Source organism: Pseudomonas sp. LBUM1649, assembly GCF_059716155.1.
The window spans coordinates 6246718-6264951 of record NZ_CP166807.1 but is presented as its reverse complement, the minus strand read 5'-3'; the positions used below and the strand labels follow the sequence as shown (position 1 = coordinate 6264951).

Genomic DNA, 18234 nt, shown 5'->3' with positions numbered 1-18234 from the left:
GGCTATCTTGATAGAAGTGGGGATTGGAGTGGTTATGGGTGATCGGCACGACTATGTGGCCCTTGAATGGGTCAAAGGCGAAATTGCCGAAACGCTGAAGCAGGCTCATCACGCGATCGAAACCCAGCTTGATGACCCGCAGGCGACGCACGCCCTGAGCGAATGCCTGGCGTGCATCCATCAGGTTCACGGCAGCCTGCAGATGGTCGAATTCTACGGCGCGGCCTTGCTCGCCGAAGAAATGGAGCATCTGGTCACCGCCTTGCAACACAATCGCGTCAATCATCGCGACGAGGCGTTGCACCTTATGCTGCAAGCGCTGGGGCAGTTGCCGATCTACCTGGATCGCGTGCAAGGCGCCCGCCGCGATTTGCCTTTGGTGGTGTTGCCGCTGATCAACGACCTGCGCAGCGCCCGAGGCGAAAGCCTGCTGTCGGAAACCAGCCTGTTCAGCCCGCAGTTGCCAGGCCTGCCTCCCCTGGACGAAGCGTCCCTGGCGCGGCTGGAGCCGGCGGAACTGCTGAATGTGCTGCGCAAGTTGCGGCAGATGTTGCAGATGGCCCTGGTCGGTTTGCTGCGTGAACAGGAAGACGACACCCACCTGGAGTATCTGGCCAAGGTCTTTACGCGGCTGGAAGGCTTGTCCGGTTCAGCGCCCCTGAGCCCGCTGTGGCAGGTCGCTTCGGCGCTGGTCGAAGGCATGCGCGCCGGCGCCATTGCCAACAGCCCGGCCTTGCGTAGCCTGTTCAAGGAGGCCGACAAGGAGCTCAAGCGTCTGCTCGAACAGGGCATGCAGGCCATCAATCAGCCGCCGCCGCCCGAGTTGCTCAAGAGTTTGCTGTTCTACATTGCCAAGGCCGAAAATCCCACCGGGCAGATGCTGACCATGAAAGATCGCTACGCACTGGATGATGCATTGCCTGACAGCGCGATGGTCGACGAAGAACGCGCACGACTGGCCGGTCCCGACCGTGACGCCATGCGCTCGGTATTGTCGGCATTGTGCGAAGAGCTGGTGCGGGTCAAGGAGCGCCTGGACCTGTTCGTGCGCAGCGACCGGCAACACACCTCGGACCTCGACAGCCTGCTGGCGCCCTTGCGGCAAATCGCCGACACCCTGGCGGTGCTGGGCTTTGGCCAGCCACGCAAGGTCATCATCGATCAACTGGCGGTGGTGCTGAGCCTGGCCCAGGGCCAGCGCGCACCCGATGACGCGATCCTCATGGACGTGGCCGGGGCCTTGCTTTACGTCGAAGCGACACTGGCCGGCATGGTCGGCACCGTGGAGCCTGAAAGCCAGGAAGACAGTCGCCTGCCCACCACCGACCTGACGCAGATCCACCAGATCGTCATCAAGGAAGCGCGCATCTGCCTGCAGCAGGCCAAGGACATGATCGTCGACTACATCGATGCCGATTGGGACCGACAGCACCTGCAGGCACTGCCGGCTTTGCTGACCCAAGTGCGGGGTGCGCTGGCGATGATTCCGTTGAGCCGGGCGGCGGGCCTGATCGAAACCTGCAATCATTTCATCCGCGAGCACCTGCTGCTCGATCCGGATCAGCCCGGCTGGCAGGCGCTGGACAGCCTGGCTGACGTCATCACCAGCATCGAGTATTACCTTGAGCGCCTCAGCGACGACCCCGAAGCACCCGGTGAGCAGCTGCTCGACGTGGCGCAAAGAAGCCTGGCTTCACTTGGGTTTTTCCCCAGCGAACGAGAGGTACCGGTGCTGGCGGATGTCTTGAGCCCCAGCGAAGCACAGTCCCTGCAGCAACAGCAGGAGCGGGATGCCCCGGCCATCGCCCAGACCCTGGCCGATGTGCTGGCCAACCCGGTCTCGGCCCTGAACCCGCCCGCGCTCGACACCCCGGATAGCCTGCTGCCGCCGCCGTCAGGCGAGGAGCCGGTGGACGAGGAATTGCGCGAAGTGTTCCTCGAAGAATCCGATGAAGTGCTGGAGATCCTTCGCGAGTATTTGCCACTGTGGTCGGCGAATCCCGCCAACCGCTCGGCCCTGAGTGAATTGCGCCGCGCCTTCCATACCCTCAAGGGCAGTGGCCGGATGGTGCGCGCCCTGGTGCTTGGCGAACTGGCCTGGGCGCTGGAAAACCTGCTCAACCGCGTGCTGGAACAGAGCGTGGAGCCTGGCGCCAGCGTGCAACAGCTGCTCGGCGATGTGCTCGATCTGCTGCCGGAGCTGGTGGCCGAATACGCCGCCGATGCCCAGCGTCAGCGCAACGATGTCGACCAGTTGGCGGCCCGTGCCCACGCCCTGGCCAAGGGCGAGACCGCGGCAGCGGACGAGGACACCCTGGACGTCGCGGCCCTCGACCCACTGTTGCTGGAAATCTTCCGCAAGGAAGCCGAAACCCATTTGAGTAGTCTCAACCGCTTTCTCGACCAGGCCGCCGAACACCTGCCGCTGCAGGCCAGCGATGAGCTGCAGCGCGCTTTGCACACGCTCAAGGGCAGTGCGTCGATGGCGGGGGTCCTGCCGATTGCCGAGCTGGCGACGACGCTGGACCAACTGGCCCGGGAGTACAAGGCTCACCTGATCGCGCTCGACCTGGACGAAGTCGAAGTGCTGCTGGAGGCCGAAGGCTTGTTCCGTCTTGGCTTGCGCCAGCTCAAGACCGATCCGCTGGCCGAAATCCCAGGTTCCTGCGCCTTGATCGAGCGTGCCAGGGCACTGCTCGCCGAGCGCCTGCAAAGCTACTTGAGTACCCCCAACGCCGGCCTGAGGATCAAGCGCGACCCGCAGTTGATCAACAACTTCCTGGCCCAGGGCATGGACATCCTGCTGGACGCCGAAAGCCTGTTGCGGCGTTGGCAGCAGCATCCAGGCGAGCGCCAGGAACTCAGTGCATTGCTCGACGAATTGACCACCCTCGGCGAAGGTGCGCACCTGGCCGACCTGCACCCGGTGGATGAGCTCTGCGAAGCCTTGCTCGACCTCTACGGTGCGGTGGAAGAGAGCAGCCTGGCGGTCAGCGAGGCGTTTTTCCATGAGGCACAAAGTGCCCACGAAGCGCTGATCAACATGCTCGATGAGCTGGCGGCCGGCCAGGAAGTCAGCCCGCGCCCGGAACGGGTTCGGGCCTTGCACGGCTTGCTCGATCAGAGCCTGGATCCTTCGGCCATGGGCCTGATCCGCAGTGACGGCAGTCGCACCTTGAGCATCCGCGAGCTGGGCGACGCCACCGCCGAACTTGAAAACAACCTTCCCCCTGTGGGAGCGAGCCTGCTCGCGATGGACGTCAACGATGACGCGTTATCGCAGGACAAACGCGGCGCCTATGAATCCATCGCGAGCAGGCTCGCTCCCACAAGGGATCGTGAACCGGACGACGAAATCGTCTCGATCTTCCTTGAGGAAGCGGTGGACATCCTTGACAGCGCCAGCCAGGCCTTGCAGCGTTGGTTGGGCGAGCCGCAGAACCCTGCGCCGCTATCGTCCCTGCAGCGCGACTTGCACACCCTCAAGGGTGGCGCGCGGATGGCCGAGGTCGAACCGGTCGGGGACCTGGCCCATGAACTGGAAAGCCTCTATGAGGGCCTGGTGGACCGCCGTTACAGCCACAGCGAAGGGCTGGTGCAGTTGCTGCAACAGAGCCATGACCGTCTGGCGCAGTTGCTTGAGCAACTGCAAGACCATCAAGCCCTGGGCGACCCCGGGGAACTGATCGAAGCGATTCGCGCATTCAGGCAAGGTCACGCGAGCAACGCCGAGGTGATCGAAGCGACGGCCAGCAACGACTCGGCCCATCATGACAGCGAGTTGCTGGACATCTTTCTTGAAGAAGGCTTCGACATCATCGAAAGCTCCGGCGCGGCGCTGCTGCGCTGGCAGGCCGAGCCGTCGAGCCGCCAGGAAATGGAAACCCTGCTGCGCGACCTGCACACCCTCAAGGGTGGTGCGCGCATGGTGGAAATCGCTCCGATTGGCGATTTGGCCCATGAGCTGGAGTTTCTCTACGAAGGTTTATCCACCGGCGTGCTGCAACCCACGGCGGCGTTGTTCGAGCTGCTGCAGCGCAGCCATGACCGGCTGGCACAGATGCTCGACGCGGCGCGCGCCGGTGAGCCATTGCCGCCGGCCGACCGGCTGATCGACGCCATCCAGAACTTCAGTCACTCGGTGCTGCCTGAAACCCCGACGCCGCTCGCGGTGCCCGTTACGGCCAAAGCCGAGACGCCGCTGCTGCAACCTGATGCCGGGGCGGACATGGTCAAGGTCTCGGCGGAACTGCTCGACGACCTGGTCAACCTGGCCGCTGAAACTTCGATCTTTCGCGGTCGCATCGAACAGCAGGTCAACGACGCGCAGGTGGCGCTCAACGAGATGGAAACCACCATCGAGCGAATGCGCGACCAGTTGCGCAGGCTCGATACCGAAACCCAAGGCAGGATCCTCAGCCGTCAGCAAGTCGACGCCGAGCGCCTGGGTTACGAAGAGTTCGATCCGCTGGAAATGGACCGCCACTCGCAATTGCAGCAACTGTCGCGAGCCCTGTTCGAATCCGCCTCCGACTTGCTTGACCTCAAGGAAACCCTCGACCGGCGCAATCAGGACGCGGAAAACCTGTTGCAACAGCAGGGCCGCATCAACACCGAATTGCAGGAAGGCCTGATGCGCACGCGCATGGTGCCGTTCGAGCGGATGCTGCCGCGCTTGAAGCGCATTGTCCGCCAGGTGGCCAGTGAGCTGGGCAAGGACGTCGAGTTCATCGTCGGCAACGCCGAAGGCGAAATGGATCGCAATGTGCTCGAACGCATGGCGGCGCCGCTGGAGCATATGCTGCGCAATGCCGTCGACCATGGCCTTGAATCCGCCCCTGTGCGGGTTGCGGCGGGCAAACCGGCGCAAGGGCGGATCACCCTGGATCTGTTGCGCGAAGGTGGCGACATCATTTTCGATATTCGCGACGACGGTGCCGGCGTGCCACTGGAGGCGGTGCGGCGCAAGGCGATCAAGCGCGGCCTGCTCGACCCGGACAGCGTCATCAGCGACCACGACGTGCTGCAATTCATCCTGCAACCGGGGTTTTCCACGGCCGAGAAAATCACCCAGATCTCCGGGCGTGGTGTCGGCATGGACGTGGTGCACGAAGAAGTGCGGCAACTGGGCGGCACCATGAGTATCGACTCCGTGCCAGGGCAGGGCGTGCATTTTCGCATTCGCCTGCCGTTCACCGTGTCGGTCAACCGAGCCCTGATGGTGCAATGCGGGGAGGATCAATACGCAATCCCGCTGAACACCATCGATGGCATTGTCCGCGTGTTGCCCAACGAACTCGAAGGGCATTTCCGTCTTGATCCACCGACCTATGAATACGCCGGGCAGCGCTATGAATTGTGTTACCTGGGTGAGTTGCTGAAAACCAGCCCTCGTCCACGGCTGTTGGGCCAGAGCCTGCCGCTGCCGGTATTGCTGGTGCAATGCAACGAGCGTCACATTGCAGTGCAGGTCGATGCCATGGCAGGCACGCGCGAGATCGTGGTGAAGAGCCTCGGCCCGCAGTTTGCGGCGGTGCAAGGGGTGTCCGGGGCGACGATTCTGGGGGACGGCCGGGTGGTGCTGATTCTGGATTTGCTGGCGCCGGTTCGCGCCCTGCAAGCCCGTGCGCCGCAGCGTCCGGTGAGCCACGAAGTCGAGGTCGAGCCGCAGCGGCCATTGCTGGTCATGGTGGTCGACGACTCGGTCACCGTGCGCAAGGTCACCAGTCGTTTGCTCGAACGTCACGGCATGAACGTGCTGACCGCCAAGGACGGTGTCGACGCCATGCTGCTGCTGGAAGAGCACAGCCCGGACCTGATGCTGCTGGACATCGAAATGCCGCGCATGGATGGTTTCGAAGTCGCGACCCAGGTGCGCAACGATGAGCGTCTGCGGCACCTGCCGATCATCATGATCACCTCCCGCACGGGCCAGAAACACCGCGACCGAGCCATGGCCATCGGCGTCAACGACTACCTTGGCAAGCCGTACCAGGAATCGGTATTGCTCGAAAGTATCGCCCTATGGAGCAAGTCCCATGCATGAGCGTCGCCACAACCCGCGCGACAGCCAGCTCACCGGTCTGCTGCTCCCTTTGGCCGACCGCAACCTGATCCTGCCTAACGTCGCGGTGGCGGAGCTGATCGATTACCAGCCCGCGGCCTTTGACCTGGACTCGCCGCCCTGGTACCTGGGACGGGGGGCGTGGCGCGACCGGCAGATTCCGTTGCTCAGCTTCGAGTCGGCGTGCGGGCAGAAAATCGTCATTGGTTTGCGCGCCCGAATCGTCATTCTCAATGCGCTCGGTGGTCGGCCTGGGCTGAAATTCATCGCGCTACTGGTTCAGGGGATACCGCGCTCGTACAAGCTCGACAGTCAGTTGAGCTACGTGGATGTGCCGTTGTGTTCGCTGGAGAAAGCGGCGGTGCAGGTGGCGGACCAGGTGGCCAAGGTGCCGGACTTGCTGGCGCTGGAGGAGTTGTTGGTAAATGCCGGGCTCGTCTGAAGGGCGCGGGCCCCACATTTGTGGCGAGGGGATTTATCCCCGTTCGGCTGCGAAGCAGTCGTAAATCCGGAAACCCCATTCCGTTTGAACGGACGCTGGGGGCCGCTTCGCGACCCAACGGGGATAAATCCCCTCGCCACAAGGGTTCTGCGTTAGATCTTGGCCCGAGCCAACACCTCATGATGATCCAGCGCCCGCTCCACCAACAAATGCACACCATCGGCCATTCTGCTGAGCGCCAAGGCTACCGAGCGACGCGAGCCTTCCACACTGTCCGCCAGATCGGCCGCAATGGCACTGATGGACAGCAGATCTTCGGAGGCATTAGCCAGAAGCGCTTCCGTGCCGATATCGGGAGAGACGGTGAAGAGCTGGAATTTTCGGCCCCTGGCCGGTTTTTCGTGAGGGGGCGGGAAGTAATGGGAGAAGACACGGTCGGCGGCTTCCTTGAGCTTCTCGGCTTCCAAGGCAGCTTGGGAATCGGGATCGGTTTCCGGGGGATTGGGAGTTACTTTGAACATACTGAATCTCCGCTTAATGAGTTTCAGCTGCTCCATTCGATTTCCAGGCGAAGGGGTGGCAGCTGTACGCAGGCTGGAAATCCGGGGGTAAACGGAGAAAACAACCCGGCAGACCCGAAGGTCTCCCGCGCACAGCCGCCATAACGGAATGCACACATTCAAGGTGCGCAAGCATACGTTATGAAAGGCGCTTTTGCGTTGTTTACACCTCGGGTTTCCAGGCCCGGTCGCTGAATTTGCAGCGACGCACAAACGATAAAGATCAGCGCAAAAGCGCACCAGTCGGCGGGTTCCGGCATTGTTGTAGGCAGCGATGTCAGGAGTTGTAGCCTTCCACCGTTTCCGCGGACAAATGTTTAAACACAAAACACGATCGGCTGGCGAAGATGTCCAAAGGTTGAAGATTCCCAAAAAGGGACCTATCGTTCCCTTTTTGGGACTCCTTGGTTGTCACTGTGCAAAACCTTTCCCTCAGCGAAGCCTTGTTCACGACCACTCAGCAAAAAGTGCTGGGCCTGCTGTTCGGCAAACCCGACCGAAGTTTTTACGCCAACGAGATCGCGCGCTGGGCTCAAGTGGGTAAAGGCAGCCTCATGCGCGAACTGGATCGCTTGCAACGGGCGGGGGTACTGATGATGTCCCGACAGGGCAACCAGACTCACTATCAAGCCAATCCCGATTGCCCGATCTATACAGAACTCATGGGTATCACTCGCAAAACCTTCGGTATCGCACAGCCTTTGCGCGACGCACTGCAGCCCTTCGCCGATCAGCTCGATTTGGCGTTTGTCTACGGGTCGATCGCCAAGGATCAGGCCAACGCATACAGTGACATTGATCTCATGCTGATTGGTAGAGGGCTGCACTACAGTGAAGTGATGGAACGGCTCTTGCCCCTGGAAGAGCAACTGGGTCGCACCCTGAACCCGACGCTCTACACCCCCGAAGACTGGGCCGCAAAAATAAAGGCTGAAAACAGCTTCGTCGTGCGGGTAGCGCAGCAGGACAAGATCAATCTGATGGGTGAGAGCCCAATGGAGTCCAAGGATGGGCAGCAACGAGAGTCTGGCGAATCTGGTACGTAGCGGTGGGTTGAAGGTCGAGCTGCCGGAACGCAAGGAATGCGAAGGCTTGATGCGTTCGGCAACCGCTCGACTGAAAGATGCACAAACCCTTTCTCTTTCCTTCGCAAGTCGATTCGATCTGGCTTACAACGCTGCTCACGCCATTGCGCTGGCCGCACTGCGGTTGAGTGGATACCGCTCCGACAAGCGCTATCTGGTTTTCCAGTGTCTGATTCATACCGCTGATGCGAACAAGCTTGAGGTTCGACTTTTCGCCTTGTGCCATGAACGGCGAAGTCTGGCGGAATACGAAGGCTATTTGGATGAAGACGAGGCATTGCTGGCACAGTTGTTGGAAAGTACCGCGCAGCTTTTGATTCGGGTGCAGGAGCAGATGGGCGAGCTGTGATAATCCATGGCTCAACGCTTTGGAATCTTTCCTGGCCCCTACGCGGGCAGGCTTGCTCCCGCAGGTTTTGTGAATGCAGCCGCATCACTGTGTGCGAGCCTGCTCCCGAAGGCGGCCTTCAATCCACCGAAAACCTGACTGCTAAACCTTGGCTTGGGGCCAGCGCCTGCCTATCAGTTCTACTAGTAGACACCTTCAACTCAATGGCCGAAGCTCAATGCCATCAGCAAGGAGCAGCAGGAGCCCCTGCCAATGTCTTCCCAAAACAAAGAAGTACTCTGCACTTATCATTATGATGCGCTTGACTGTCTGATTGGCTTCAATTCGGCCAAACAGGACACTCTTCAGCGCTTTTATTGCAAAACCCGACTGGCCACGGAGGTTCAAGGCTCGGCGCGCTGTTCAATCGTGCAGCAGGGTGATCTGTTATTGGCACAACAGAAACGTTTGGGCGACGCACTGGAAACGGCTTTGTTGGCCACAGATCAACAGCGTTCAGTGATGCACACAGTTGGCAAGCGTCCCCTTCCGATTGTTTACTCACCCTATGGTCATCGTCGCGCAGAAAGTGGTTTAACCAGTTTGCTGGGTTTTAATGGTGAGCGGCCGGATGCAATTACAGGGCGTTATTTGTTGGGGAATGGGCATCGGGCGTTTAATCCGGTTTTGATGCGATTTGATAGCCCGGATAAACTAAGTCCGTTTGCTGCGGGTGGTATAAATGCTTATAGCTATTGTTCCGGAGACCCGGTTAATAGAAGTGATCCGACGGGAAAATCTTGGTTTAATTTGAGTACTTTGGATCTCCATTATGAATGGCTAAGAAAAAATTCAGCCAACAGGTGGCGCCAGACTATAGCGCAGAATATTTCTCGCTCGGACCCTTCGAAATCGGTTTCGTCAGCACTTGGCAACAGGATGAAAAGACCTCGGTATGCTCCAGATACACTCCGCGTGGCGAGTGCAGATAAGTTCGATCGAAATACTTTACATGAAGCTTTTGATTATGAAAAAGAAATTCTTTATGCGACTTATGATAATAGTGTTCTAATACGGCGTAAGTTCGAGTTTGATATCGGTATAAAAGGTCTAGGGGGTTTGGGGTCTCCACTTAGTGAAAAGCTGAGTCGATATCGGGAAACACCGCGGGCGATACATTTAATGCATCACGAACTGAATTTTTCGGACACATTGGTAATATTGAGATATTACCCGGATCTTCAGATACTTAGGTCTTCGCCAGAGCCTAATTTAGTGCCTTCTAAGTTTATTTCAAAAGTTAAGGAGATATCTGAAAAAATCCGATCTAAGAAACCCCGAACAGAATTTAATTAATTCATTACCCTAACCGTAACAATCCACCACTCTGCTTGATTGATGCCCCCACCCAACACTCCTAAGGTGACCCCACGACAGCGAACCCGTGGAGTGGTCATGACAACAACAATATCCCCCGACTCGCGATGGACACGGCGGCGCAGCGAAAAGCAGCGGCGCCTCGCGCAGGTGCAAGACCTGGCCGACGGTGTGGTGTTGCCCACCAACAAGATTGTGGCGGCGCTGGAGGCGTTGATCCTGCCGGGCGACCGAGTGGTGCTGGAGGGCAATAACCAGAAGCAGGCGGATTTTCTTTCGCGCTCCCTGGCCAAGGCCGATCCGGGCAAGCTGCATGACCTGCACATGATCATGCCCAGCGTCGGTCGTTCCGAGCACCTGGACCTGTTCGAGCGCGGCATTGCGCGCAAGCTCGACTTCTCCTTCGCCGGCACCCAGAGCCTGCGCATCAGCCAGCTGCTCGAGGACGGCCTGCTGGAAATCGGCGCAATCCACACCTACATCGAGCTCTATGCGCGACTGGTGGTCGACCTGATCCCCAACGTGGTGCTCAGCGCCGGCTTCATGGCCGACCGCGCCGGTAACATCTACACCGGACCCAGCACCGAAGACACACCGGCGCTGATCGAGCCGGCAGCCTTCAGCGACGGCATCGTCATTGTCCAGGTCAACCAATTGGTGGATGACGTCAGCGACTTGCCGCGGGTCGACATTCCCGCTTCCTGGGTCGACTTCGTGGTGGTGGCCGACAAGCCGTTCTACATCGAACCGCTGTTCACCCGCGACCCACGGCACATCAAGCCGGTGCATGTGCTGATGGCGATGATGGCGATTCGCGGGATCTACGAAAAACACAACGTGCAATCGCTCAACCACGGCATCGGCTTCAACACTGCCGCCATTGAACTGATCCTGCCGACCTACGGCGAATCCCTTGGGCTCAAGGGCAAGATCTGCCGCAACTGGACACTCAATCCCCATCCAACCCTGATCCCGGCGATTGAAAGTGGCTGGGTCGAAAGCGTGCATTGCTTCGGCACCGAACTGGGCATGGAGAACTACATCGCCGCTCGGCCCGACGTGTTCTTCACCGGGCGAGACGGCTCCCTGCGTTCCAACCGGATGTTCAGCCAACTGGCCGGGCAATACGCGGTGGACCTGTTCATCGGTGCCACGCTGCAAGTCGACGGCGACGGCCATTCTTCCACTGTGACCCGTGGTCGCCTGGCCGGTTTCGGTGGGGCGCCGAACATGGGTCACGACCCACGTGGTCGCCGGCACGGCACGCCAGCCTGGCTCGACATGCGCCACGCCGACGCGGCCGAGCCGATGCTCGAACGTGGCAAGAAACTTGTGGTGCAAATGGTCGAGACCTTCCAGGAAGGCGGCAAACCGACCTTCGTCGAGACCCTTGACGCGGTGGAGGTGGCGAAGAAAAGCGGCATGCCGCTGGCGCCGATCATGATCTACGGCGACGACGTCACCCACCTGCTGACCGAAGAAGGCATCGCCTATTTGTACAAGGCCCGTTCTCTCGAAGAACGCCAGGCGATGATCGCCGCCGTCGCTGGCGTGACCGCCATCGGCCTGCGCCACAACCCCAAAGACACCGCGCGCATGCGCCGCGAAGGCTTAATCGCCTTACCCGAAGACCTCGGCATCCGCCGCACCGACGCCACCCGCGAATTGCTCGCCGCCAAAAGCGTGGCCGATCTGGTGGAGTGGTCCGGTGGCCTCTACAACCCGCCTGCCAAGTTCAGGAGCTGGTAATGCACGCACTCAACCTGCAAACAAAAACCCTGAGCCTGGCCGAACGCCTGGCGGACCTGGCGGTGAGCGCGCTGATCGACGAAGCGGACCTGTCGCCGAAACCGGCGCTGGTTGACCGTCGCGGTAATGGCGCCCACACCGATTTGCACCTGGGGCTGATGCACGCCTCGGCGCTGGCCTTGTGGCCGGCGTTCAAGGAAATGGCCGAGGTCGCCATCGAGATTGGCGAGATCGGTGTGCCGCTGCGTGAGGCCATTGGGCTGATCGGTCGTGAGGGCGAGCAAGCGATGCTCGCCACCACCAGCGGCGTGAATACCCATCGCGGGGCCATCTGGGCGCTAGGCCTGCTGGTCGCCGCTGTTGCGCTGGAGCCGCAATCCACCGCCGCCGGCTCCATCGCCTTGCGCGCTGCTCGCCTGGCCTTGCTCGACGACCGTTACGCGCCGCGTCCACTGAGTCACGGCGCGCAAGTTGCTCAACGCTACGGCGCACGCGGTGCCCGTGAAGAAGCGCAACTCGGCTTCCCGGCGGTGACTCAACGCGCGCTGCCGCAACTCAAGCGCAGCCGCGCCGCCGGCCATGGCGAACAGAACGCCCGCCTCGATGCGCTACTGGCGATCATGACCAATCTGGCTGACACCTGCGTGCTGTACCGCTCCGGTGAGGAAGGCCTGAACACCATGCAGCTCGGCGCCCAGGCCGTACTCGACGCGGGTGGCAGTGCCAGCCTCGCCGGTCGCCGCCGATTGCATGAGCTGGACCAACAATTAATCGCATTGAATGCCTCGCCCGGCGGTGCTGCGGATCTGCTCGCAGCCTGCCTGTTCATCGACCGCATCGAGTCGGGCGACAGCCTCATCCAGGGAGTTTATTGATGGAAACCTTATCCTTTGAATTCCCCGCCGGGCAGCCGCCACGCGGTCGCACGCTGGTGGGTTGTGTCGGCTCGGGCGATCTGGAAGTGCTGATTGAGCCGGGTCAGCCCGGCAAGCTGAGCATCACCGTGCAGACATCGGTCAATGGCAGCGCACAACGCTGGCAGCACCTGTTCGCGCGGATGTTCGACGGTCAGACCCCGCCGGCGATGGACATCGATATCCACGATTTCGGCGCCACCCCCGGCGTGGTACGCCTGCGCCTGGAACAGGGCTTCGAGGAGATCGGCCATGACTGACAGCGCAGCGCTTCTACACAAACACAGCTTTGTCGAACTGGGGGCGCGGCAACGGGCGAAAGCCTTGCTCGATGCCGGCACCTTCCGCGAATTGCTCGATCCGTTTCAACGCATCATGTCGCCGTGGCTGTCGCGTCAAGGCGTGGTGCCACAGGCCGATGACGGCGTGGTCATCGCCAAGGGCAGCCTCGAGGGTTTGCCGGTGGTGATCGCGGCCATCGAAGGGGTATTCCAGGGCGGCAGTCTCGGTGAAGTCGGCGGGGCGAAAATTGCCGGTGCACTGGAACTGGCCGCCGAGGACAACCGCAAGGGCATCCCGACCCGCGCCGTGCTGCTGCTGGAAACCGGTGGCGTGCGGTTACAGGAAGCCAATCTCGGATTGGCGGCGATTGCCGATATTCATGCGGCGATCGTCGATTTACGCCAGTACCAACCGGTGATCGGTGTGGTGGCGGGCAGCGTCGGTTGCTTTGGCGGCATGTCGATTGCCGCCGGCTTGTGCAGCTACCTGCTGGTGACCCAGGAAGCCCGCCTGGGCCTGAACGGTCCGCAGGTGATTGAACAGGAGGCAGGGCTCGAGGAATACGACTCGCGGGATCGCCCCTTCATCTGGAGCTTGACCGGAGGCGAGCAACGTTTTGCCACGGGGCTGGTGGATCGCTACGCCGATGATGACGTGGCGCAGATTCGCCGGCAGGTCGGCGAATTGCTCAAGCAAGGTTTGCCCGCGCAGCAACGCAGTACTCAGGCCGAGCTGTTTCTGCAACGGCTGGCGCGTCTGGACGCCAAACCGCAAATCGAGCCGGCCACGGTTCGCGACCTGTATCAAGGAGAGCGCTCATGAGTTCGTATTCCCTGAGGGGCTTGAATTGGTTCAACGCCTTGAGCAGCGATGCTAGACCGGTCAAAGGGTTGCCTGCGTCGCTGAAAGTGGCTGATGGATTTTTAGGTGAACAAATCGTGAGGTTTATCGCCGTGGTGGCCGATCCCGACAACCGTTTCGTCCGCGCCCGCAATGGTGAGGTTGGGTTGCTCGAAGGCTGGGGCCTGGCCAAAGCGGTGGATGAAGTCATCACTGCCGATCAGGACAAGCCGCAAAAACGCGCCTTGATCGCCATCGTCGATGTACCGAGCCAGGCCTACGGCCGCCGCGAAGAAGCCCTCGGCATTCATCAAGCCTTGGCTGGTGCCGCCGACAGTTACGCCCGCGCCCGGCTGGCCGGTCATGCCGTTATCGGGTTGCTGGTGGGCAAGGCGATGTCCGGGGCGTTTCTCGCTCACGGTTATCAGGCCAATCGACTGATAGCCCTGCGCGACCCGGGCGTGATGGTGCATGCCATGGGCAAGGCCTCGGCGGCGCGGGTGACCTTGCGCAGTGTCGAGGAGTTGGAAACCCTGGCCGCCAGCGTGCCGCCGATGGCCTATGACATCGACAGCTATGCCAGCCTCGGACTGCTCTGGGAAACCTTGTCGGTGCAGCAGATCGAACAGCCAACCACAGAGGATCTGGCGCGGGTGACCGAGTGCCTGACTCAGGCGATTGACGATGTCGCGCACACGGGCGTTGATCTCAGCGGTCGCCTCGGAGCGGCCAATCGTGCGGCCTCAAGCAAGGTCCGCCAATTGCTGAGAGAACAGTGGTGAGCAGGTTTATGGCCCACGACCTGCTCTGGGGCATGACCCCGCAGCAGTTGCCCGTGGATGCGCCTGCCTGGGCGGTCGAGTCGATCAGCGCCGGTCAGCCAGTGGTGGTGCGTCGTGCGGTGTCGACGGCGGATCGGATTGCGGTCGGCGTGCGCGGCCATTTGCGTGAGCAGCGCTACGCGACGTCGATGGCGATTGCGGCGATAACCCGTCGTGTCAGTCCGGAACAGCTTTGTCACGTCGATAGCCTCCGTGACCTGCCCGCGCTTGAAGCCCTGGCTCAATTGCGACCCGTACTCGATGCCAGCGGTTGGGTCTGGGGTGTCAGCGGCAGTGTCGGGTTCGAGTTGGCCAGCGGCTTTGCAGCCCTCCATGAGGCCAGCGATCTGGATCTGATTTTGCGCACGCCACAACCCCTGGCGCGTGATCGGGCTCGGGAGTTGCTGGCGTTGCTCGATGCGTCGCGGTGTGTGGTGGACATGCAATTGCAGACCTCGTTTGGCGCTGTCGCCTTGCGGGAATGGGCGGGTTCTTCCACTCGGGTTCTGCTCAAGAATGCAACGGGAGCCTGTCTGGTCATCGACCCATGGAACCCACAGGAGCAGGCAGCGTGAGCAGCTTGCTGGTGTTCCCGGGTCAGGGTGCGCAGCAGCCGGGCATGTTCCAGGGTTTGCCACAGGAAACGCTGATCGAAGCCAGCGACCTGTTGGGTGAAGACGTTCGGCTGCTGGATTCTGTCGAAGCGTTGCAATCGACGAGAGCGGTGCAGCTCTGCCTGCTGATCGCCGGTGTGGCGGCTGCACGGCAGTTGGCATTGCCGGCGGATTACGTCGCGGGGCTTTCCATCGGTGCCTACCCGGCAGCGGTGGTCGCCGGTGCCTTGGGTTTCAGCGATGCGCTGCATCTGGTCAGCCTGCGCGGTGAATTGATGCAGCAAGCATATCCAAAGGGCTACGGAATGTCCGCGATCATCGGCCTGGAACTGGCGGTTGTGGAAGGCTTGCTGGCCCGGGTTCACAGCGTCGATACGCCGGTTTACCTGGCCAATATCAATGCCGATACCCAGGTGGTGATTGCCGGCAGTGACGCTGCGATGAAAGCGCTGGCCGAGCTGGCAAGAGCGCGTGGGGCAGGGATGACCAAGCGTCTGGCAGTGAGTGTGCCGTCGCACTGCCCGCTGCTGGATATACCGGCGAAAACCCTGGCCGAAGCGTTCGCCACTGTGAAGCTGCAACCGCCGAAGATCGGCTACCTGAGCGGCAGTCGCGCGCGCCCGGTGATCAAGGTCGACGCCTTGCGCGACGACCTGGCCTTCAACATGTGCCGCGTGGTGGATTGGCGCGGCACGGTACAAAGCGCGTATGAGCGCGGCGTGCGTCTACAGATCGAACTGCCGCCCGGTGCGGTGCTGACCGGTCTGGCGCGCCGGGTGTTCGAACAGGGCACCGTGATTGCTTTCGACGGTGCCCGGCTCGATACCCTGCAGGCGCTGATGCGTGAGGAGGGAAGTCGCCACCCCTAGAGCACCCTGAGGCTTCGAAAAACAAGAACAACATTCGACGATGCACTTTGAGGACGACAACGATGATTATTTACGGTGTGGCGCTGCTGGCGATCTGTACGCTGGCAGGGGTGATCATGGGTGACATGCTCGGTGTCTTGCTGGGCGTCAAATCCAACGTCGGCGGGGTCGGGATCGCGATGATCCTGTTGATCTGCGCGCGGTTGTGGATGCAAAAACGCGGTGGCATGACCAAGGATTGCGAAATGGGCGTCGGTTTCTGGGGTGCCATGTACATTCCAGTGGTGGTGGCGATGGCCGCGCAACAGAACGTGGTCACGGCATTGCACGGCGGTCCGGTGGCGGTGCTGGCGGCGATCGGTTCGGTGGTGGTCTGTGGCTGCACCATTGCCTTGATCAGCCGGACCCACAAAGGCGAACCCTTGCCCGATGAACCGGCGGACGTAACGTCTGTCGGCGCACCGGCAGGAGGTCGCTGATATGTGGGATCTCATCGAGAAAGGCCTGGAACACAACGGCCTGGTCACTGCATTCGCCTTCGTCGGCGTGATTATGTGGGTGTCGGTCATCCTCTCCAAACGCCTGACCTTCGGGCGCATCCATGGCTCGGCGATTGCCATCGTCATCGGCCTGGTCCTGGCTTGGGTCGGCGGTACCATCACCGGCGGGCAAAAAGGCCTGGCGGACCTGACACTATTCTCCGGCATCGGCCTGATGGGCGGCGCCATGCTGCGGGACTTCGCCATTGTCGCCACGGCGTTCGAAGTGCAGGCCACCGAAGCGAAAAAGGCCGGTTTGATCGGCGTGATCGCGCTGCTGTTGGGCACGGTGCTGCCGTTCATTGTCGGCGCGTGCCTGGCCTGGGTGTTCGGTTATCGCGATGCAGTGAGCATGACCACGATTGGCGCGGGTGCGGTGACCTACATCGTCGGGCCGGTGACCGGTGCGGCGATTGGCGCGACCTCGGATGTGATGGCGCTGTCGATTGCCACCGGGTTGATCAAGGCGATCCTGGTGATGGTCGGCACCCCGATGGCGGCGCGCTGGATGGGCCTGGATAACCCGCGTTCGGCGATGGTGTTCGGCGGCCTGGCCGGCACGGTGAGCGGTGTGACGGCGGGGCTGGCGGCGACGGATCGGCGGTTGGTGCCTTATGGCGCGTTGACGGCGACCTTCCACACCGGGCTTGGATGTTTGCTGGGGCCTTCGTTGCTGTACTTCATTGTTCGGGGGATTGTTGGTTAACTGATCGTTCCCACGCTCTGCGTGGGAATGCAGCCCGGGACGCTCCGCGTTCCATTCGAGAGCTGGAACGCGGAGCGTCCCTTGAGGCATTCCCACGCCGAGCGTGGGAACGATCACTGGGTGGTGTGGCGATTGGCATACATCCGACACTCCGCCAACAACGCCAGCAAATTCGGATCGCGCTCCTTGGCCTTCAAAAACACCACGCCAATGTGCTGTTGCAACCGATACTTCTCCTGCAACGGAATCAGCTTCACCCGGTTCTCGTACACCGCCGCAATCCTGCCCGGCAGCAACGCATAACCGACGCCCGAGCTGACCATGCTCAGCAGGGTGAAGATGTCGTTGACCTGCATCGCCACCTTCGGCTCGAACCCCGCCTGCTCGAATACCCGTTTGCCGTCCTGATGCGTGGCGAAGCCCTGGGTCAGGGTGATGAAGGTTTCGTCGCGGACCTCGGCCAGGTCGACTTCGGTGCGCTGGGCGAACCTGGAATCGGCGGGAGTGGCGAGGAAAATGTCGTCGGAGAACAGCGGGATCTGCTCGCAATCCGGGTCGTTGACAGTGTCGTCCAGGGACACCAGGATCGCGTCGACTTCCATGTTCTTGAGCTTGTACAGCAGGTCGATGTTGGAGCCTAGGATCAGGTCGATGTTGAGTTCGCTGCGGCGGATCTTCAACCCCATGATCAACTGCGGCACGGTCTTCACCGTCAGTGAATACAGCGAGCCCAATTTGAAGCGTTCGGCGGAAAACCCGGCGGCTTCGCGGGTCAAGCGCACAGTTTCCACTACATCCTGAATCAGTTTCTGCGCCCGTTCTTCCAGGACGTAGGCGCTTTCCAGTGGCGTCAGGTTGCGCCCCTCGTGCTTGAACAACGGGCAGCGCAGGGCGCTTTCCAGGGAGTGGATCGCCCGATGTACGCTAACGTTACTGGTTTGCAATTCGGCGGCGGCGCGGGCCAGGTTGCCGGTGCGCATGAAGGCCAGGAACACCTCGAGTTTTTTCAGGGTCAACTCTTCATCGATCAGCATGGGGTGGACT

General features: G+C 61.2%; 16 protein-coding genes. 14 read left to right on the top strand and 2 right to left on the bottom strand.

The window, feature by feature from the left end; all coding sequences use genetic code 11:
* Nucleotides 1–34 precede the first annotated feature (34 nt).
* Together ACA058_RS29075 and ACA058_RS29070 are read left to right on the top strand one after the other, a co-directional pair.
* On the top strand, nt 35–6046 hold the full coding sequence (locus ACA058_RS29075; protein WP_497636982.1) for an Hpt domain-containing protein: 6012 nt from the start codon (nt 35–37) through the stop codon (nt 6044–6046).
* Nucleotides 6039–6506: a chemotaxis protein CheW gene (locus ACA058_RS29070; protein ID WP_497636981.1), complete on the top strand. Its 468-nt coding sequence runs from the start codon at nt 6039–6041 to the stop codon at nt 6504–6506. The genes ACA058_RS29075 and ACA058_RS29070 overlap by 8 nt, the downstream gene beginning before the upstream one ends.
* Before the next feature lie 152 nt (nt 6507–6658).
* Here the strand turns inward: ACA058_RS29070 and ACA058_RS29065 are convergent, their stop codons facing one another.
* The gene (locus ACA058_RS29065; RefSeq protein WP_497640023.1) at nt 6659–7027 is read right to left on the bottom strand and encodes a DUF6124 family protein; all 369 of its coding nucleotides are present in this window, start codon (nt 7025–7027) and stop codon (nt 6659–6661) included.
* A 455-nt stretch (nt 7028–7482) separates the two neighbouring features.
* Here ACA058_RS29065 and ACA058_RS29060 point away from each other — a divergent pair, with 455 nt between their 5' ends.
* The 12 genes from ACA058_RS29060 to madM all read left to right on the top strand — a co-directional run bounded on the left by ACA058_RS29060 (nt 7483) and on the right by madM (nt 17190).
* Complete coding sequence (locus tag ACA058_RS29060; protein WP_497636980.1) at nt 7483–8112, top strand: nucleotidyltransferase domain-containing protein; 630 nt, start codon at nt 7483–7485, stop codon at nt 8110–8112.
* Complete coding sequence (locus ACA058_RS29055) at nt 8075–8500, top strand: hypothetical protein (RefSeq protein ID WP_497636979.1); 426 nt, start codon at nt 8075–8077, stop codon at nt 8498–8500. The genes ACA058_RS29060 and ACA058_RS29055 overlap by 38 nt, the downstream gene beginning before the upstream one ends.
* 252 nt (nt 8501–8752) lie before the next feature.
* On the top strand, nt 8753–9835 hold the full coding sequence (locus ACA058_RS29050) for an RHS repeat-associated core domain-containing protein (protein WP_497636978.1): 1083 nt from the start codon (nt 8753–8755) through the stop codon (nt 9833–9835).
* A 99-nt stretch (nt 9836–9934) separates the two neighbouring features.
* Nucleotides 9935–11605, top strand: a complete 1671-nt coding sequence (gene mdcA / locus ACA058_RS29045) for a malonate decarboxylase subunit alpha (RefSeq protein ID WP_497636977.1) — start codon at nt 9935–9937, stop codon at nt 11603–11605.
* Nucleotides 11605–12480, top strand: coding sequence for a triphosphoribosyl-dephospho-CoA synthase (locus ACA058_RS29040; protein ID WP_497636976.1), 876 nt, complete (start codon nt 11605–11607; stop codon nt 12478–12480). Before mdcA ends, ACA058_RS29040 begins: the two co-directional genes overlap by 1 nt.
* Nucleotides 12480–12779, top strand: coding sequence for a malonate decarboxylase subunit delta (locus ACA058_RS29035; RefSeq protein WP_497636975.1), 300 nt, complete (start codon nt 12480–12482; stop codon nt 12777–12779). Before ACA058_RS29040 ends, ACA058_RS29035 begins: the two co-directional genes overlap by 1 nt.
* Nucleotides 12772–13623 (top strand): biotin-independent malonate decarboxylase subunit beta, encoded by an 852-nt coding sequence (locus tag ACA058_RS29030; protein WP_497636974.1) that lies wholly within the window; start codon nt 12772–12774, stop codon nt 13621–13623. The genes ACA058_RS29035 and ACA058_RS29030 overlap by 8 nt, the downstream gene beginning before the upstream one ends.
* Nucleotides 13620–14423 carry a biotin-independent malonate decarboxylase subunit gamma gene (gene mdcE / locus ACA058_RS29025; RefSeq protein WP_497636973.1) on the top strand — a complete coding sequence of 268 codons (804 nt, stop codon included), beginning with the start codon at nt 13620–13622 and terminating at the stop codon, nt 14421–14423. Before ACA058_RS29030 ends, mdcE begins: the two co-directional genes overlap by 4 nt.
* Nucleotides 14417–15037: a malonate decarboxylase holo-ACP synthase gene (locus ACA058_RS29020; RefSeq protein ID WP_497636972.1), complete on the top strand. Its 621-nt coding sequence runs from the start codon at nt 14417–14419 to the stop codon at nt 15035–15037. The genes mdcE and ACA058_RS29020 overlap by 7 nt, the downstream gene beginning before the upstream one ends.
* Nucleotides 15034–15945, top strand: coding sequence for a malonate decarboxylase subunit epsilon (gene mdcH, locus ACA058_RS29015; protein ID WP_497636971.1), 912 nt, complete (start codon nt 15034–15036; stop codon nt 15943–15945). The genes ACA058_RS29020 and mdcH overlap by 4 nt, the downstream gene beginning before the upstream one ends.
* Before the next feature lie 62 nt (nt 15946–16007).
* Nucleotides 16008–16424: a malonate transporter subunit MadL gene (gene madL, locus ACA058_RS29010; RefSeq protein WP_497636970.1), complete on the top strand. Its 417-nt coding sequence runs from the start codon at nt 16008–16010 to the stop codon at nt 16422–16424.
* A 1-nt stretch (nt 16425) separates the two neighbouring features.
* Nucleotides 16426–17190 carry a malonate transporter subunit MadM gene (gene madM, locus ACA058_RS29005; RefSeq protein ID WP_497636969.1) on the top strand — a complete coding sequence of 255 codons (765 nt, stop codon included), beginning with the start codon at nt 16426–16428 and terminating at the stop codon, nt 17188–17190.
* Nucleotides 17191–17303: 113 nt separating this feature from the next.
* On the opposite strand, the gene ACA058_RS29000 is transcribed toward madM, so the two are convergent.
* Entirely contained in the window at nt 17304–18224 is a 921-nt protein-coding gene (locus ACA058_RS29000) for a LysR family transcriptional regulator (RefSeq protein WP_497636968.1), read from the bottom strand.
* Nucleotides 18225–18234 lie beyond the last annotated feature (10 nt).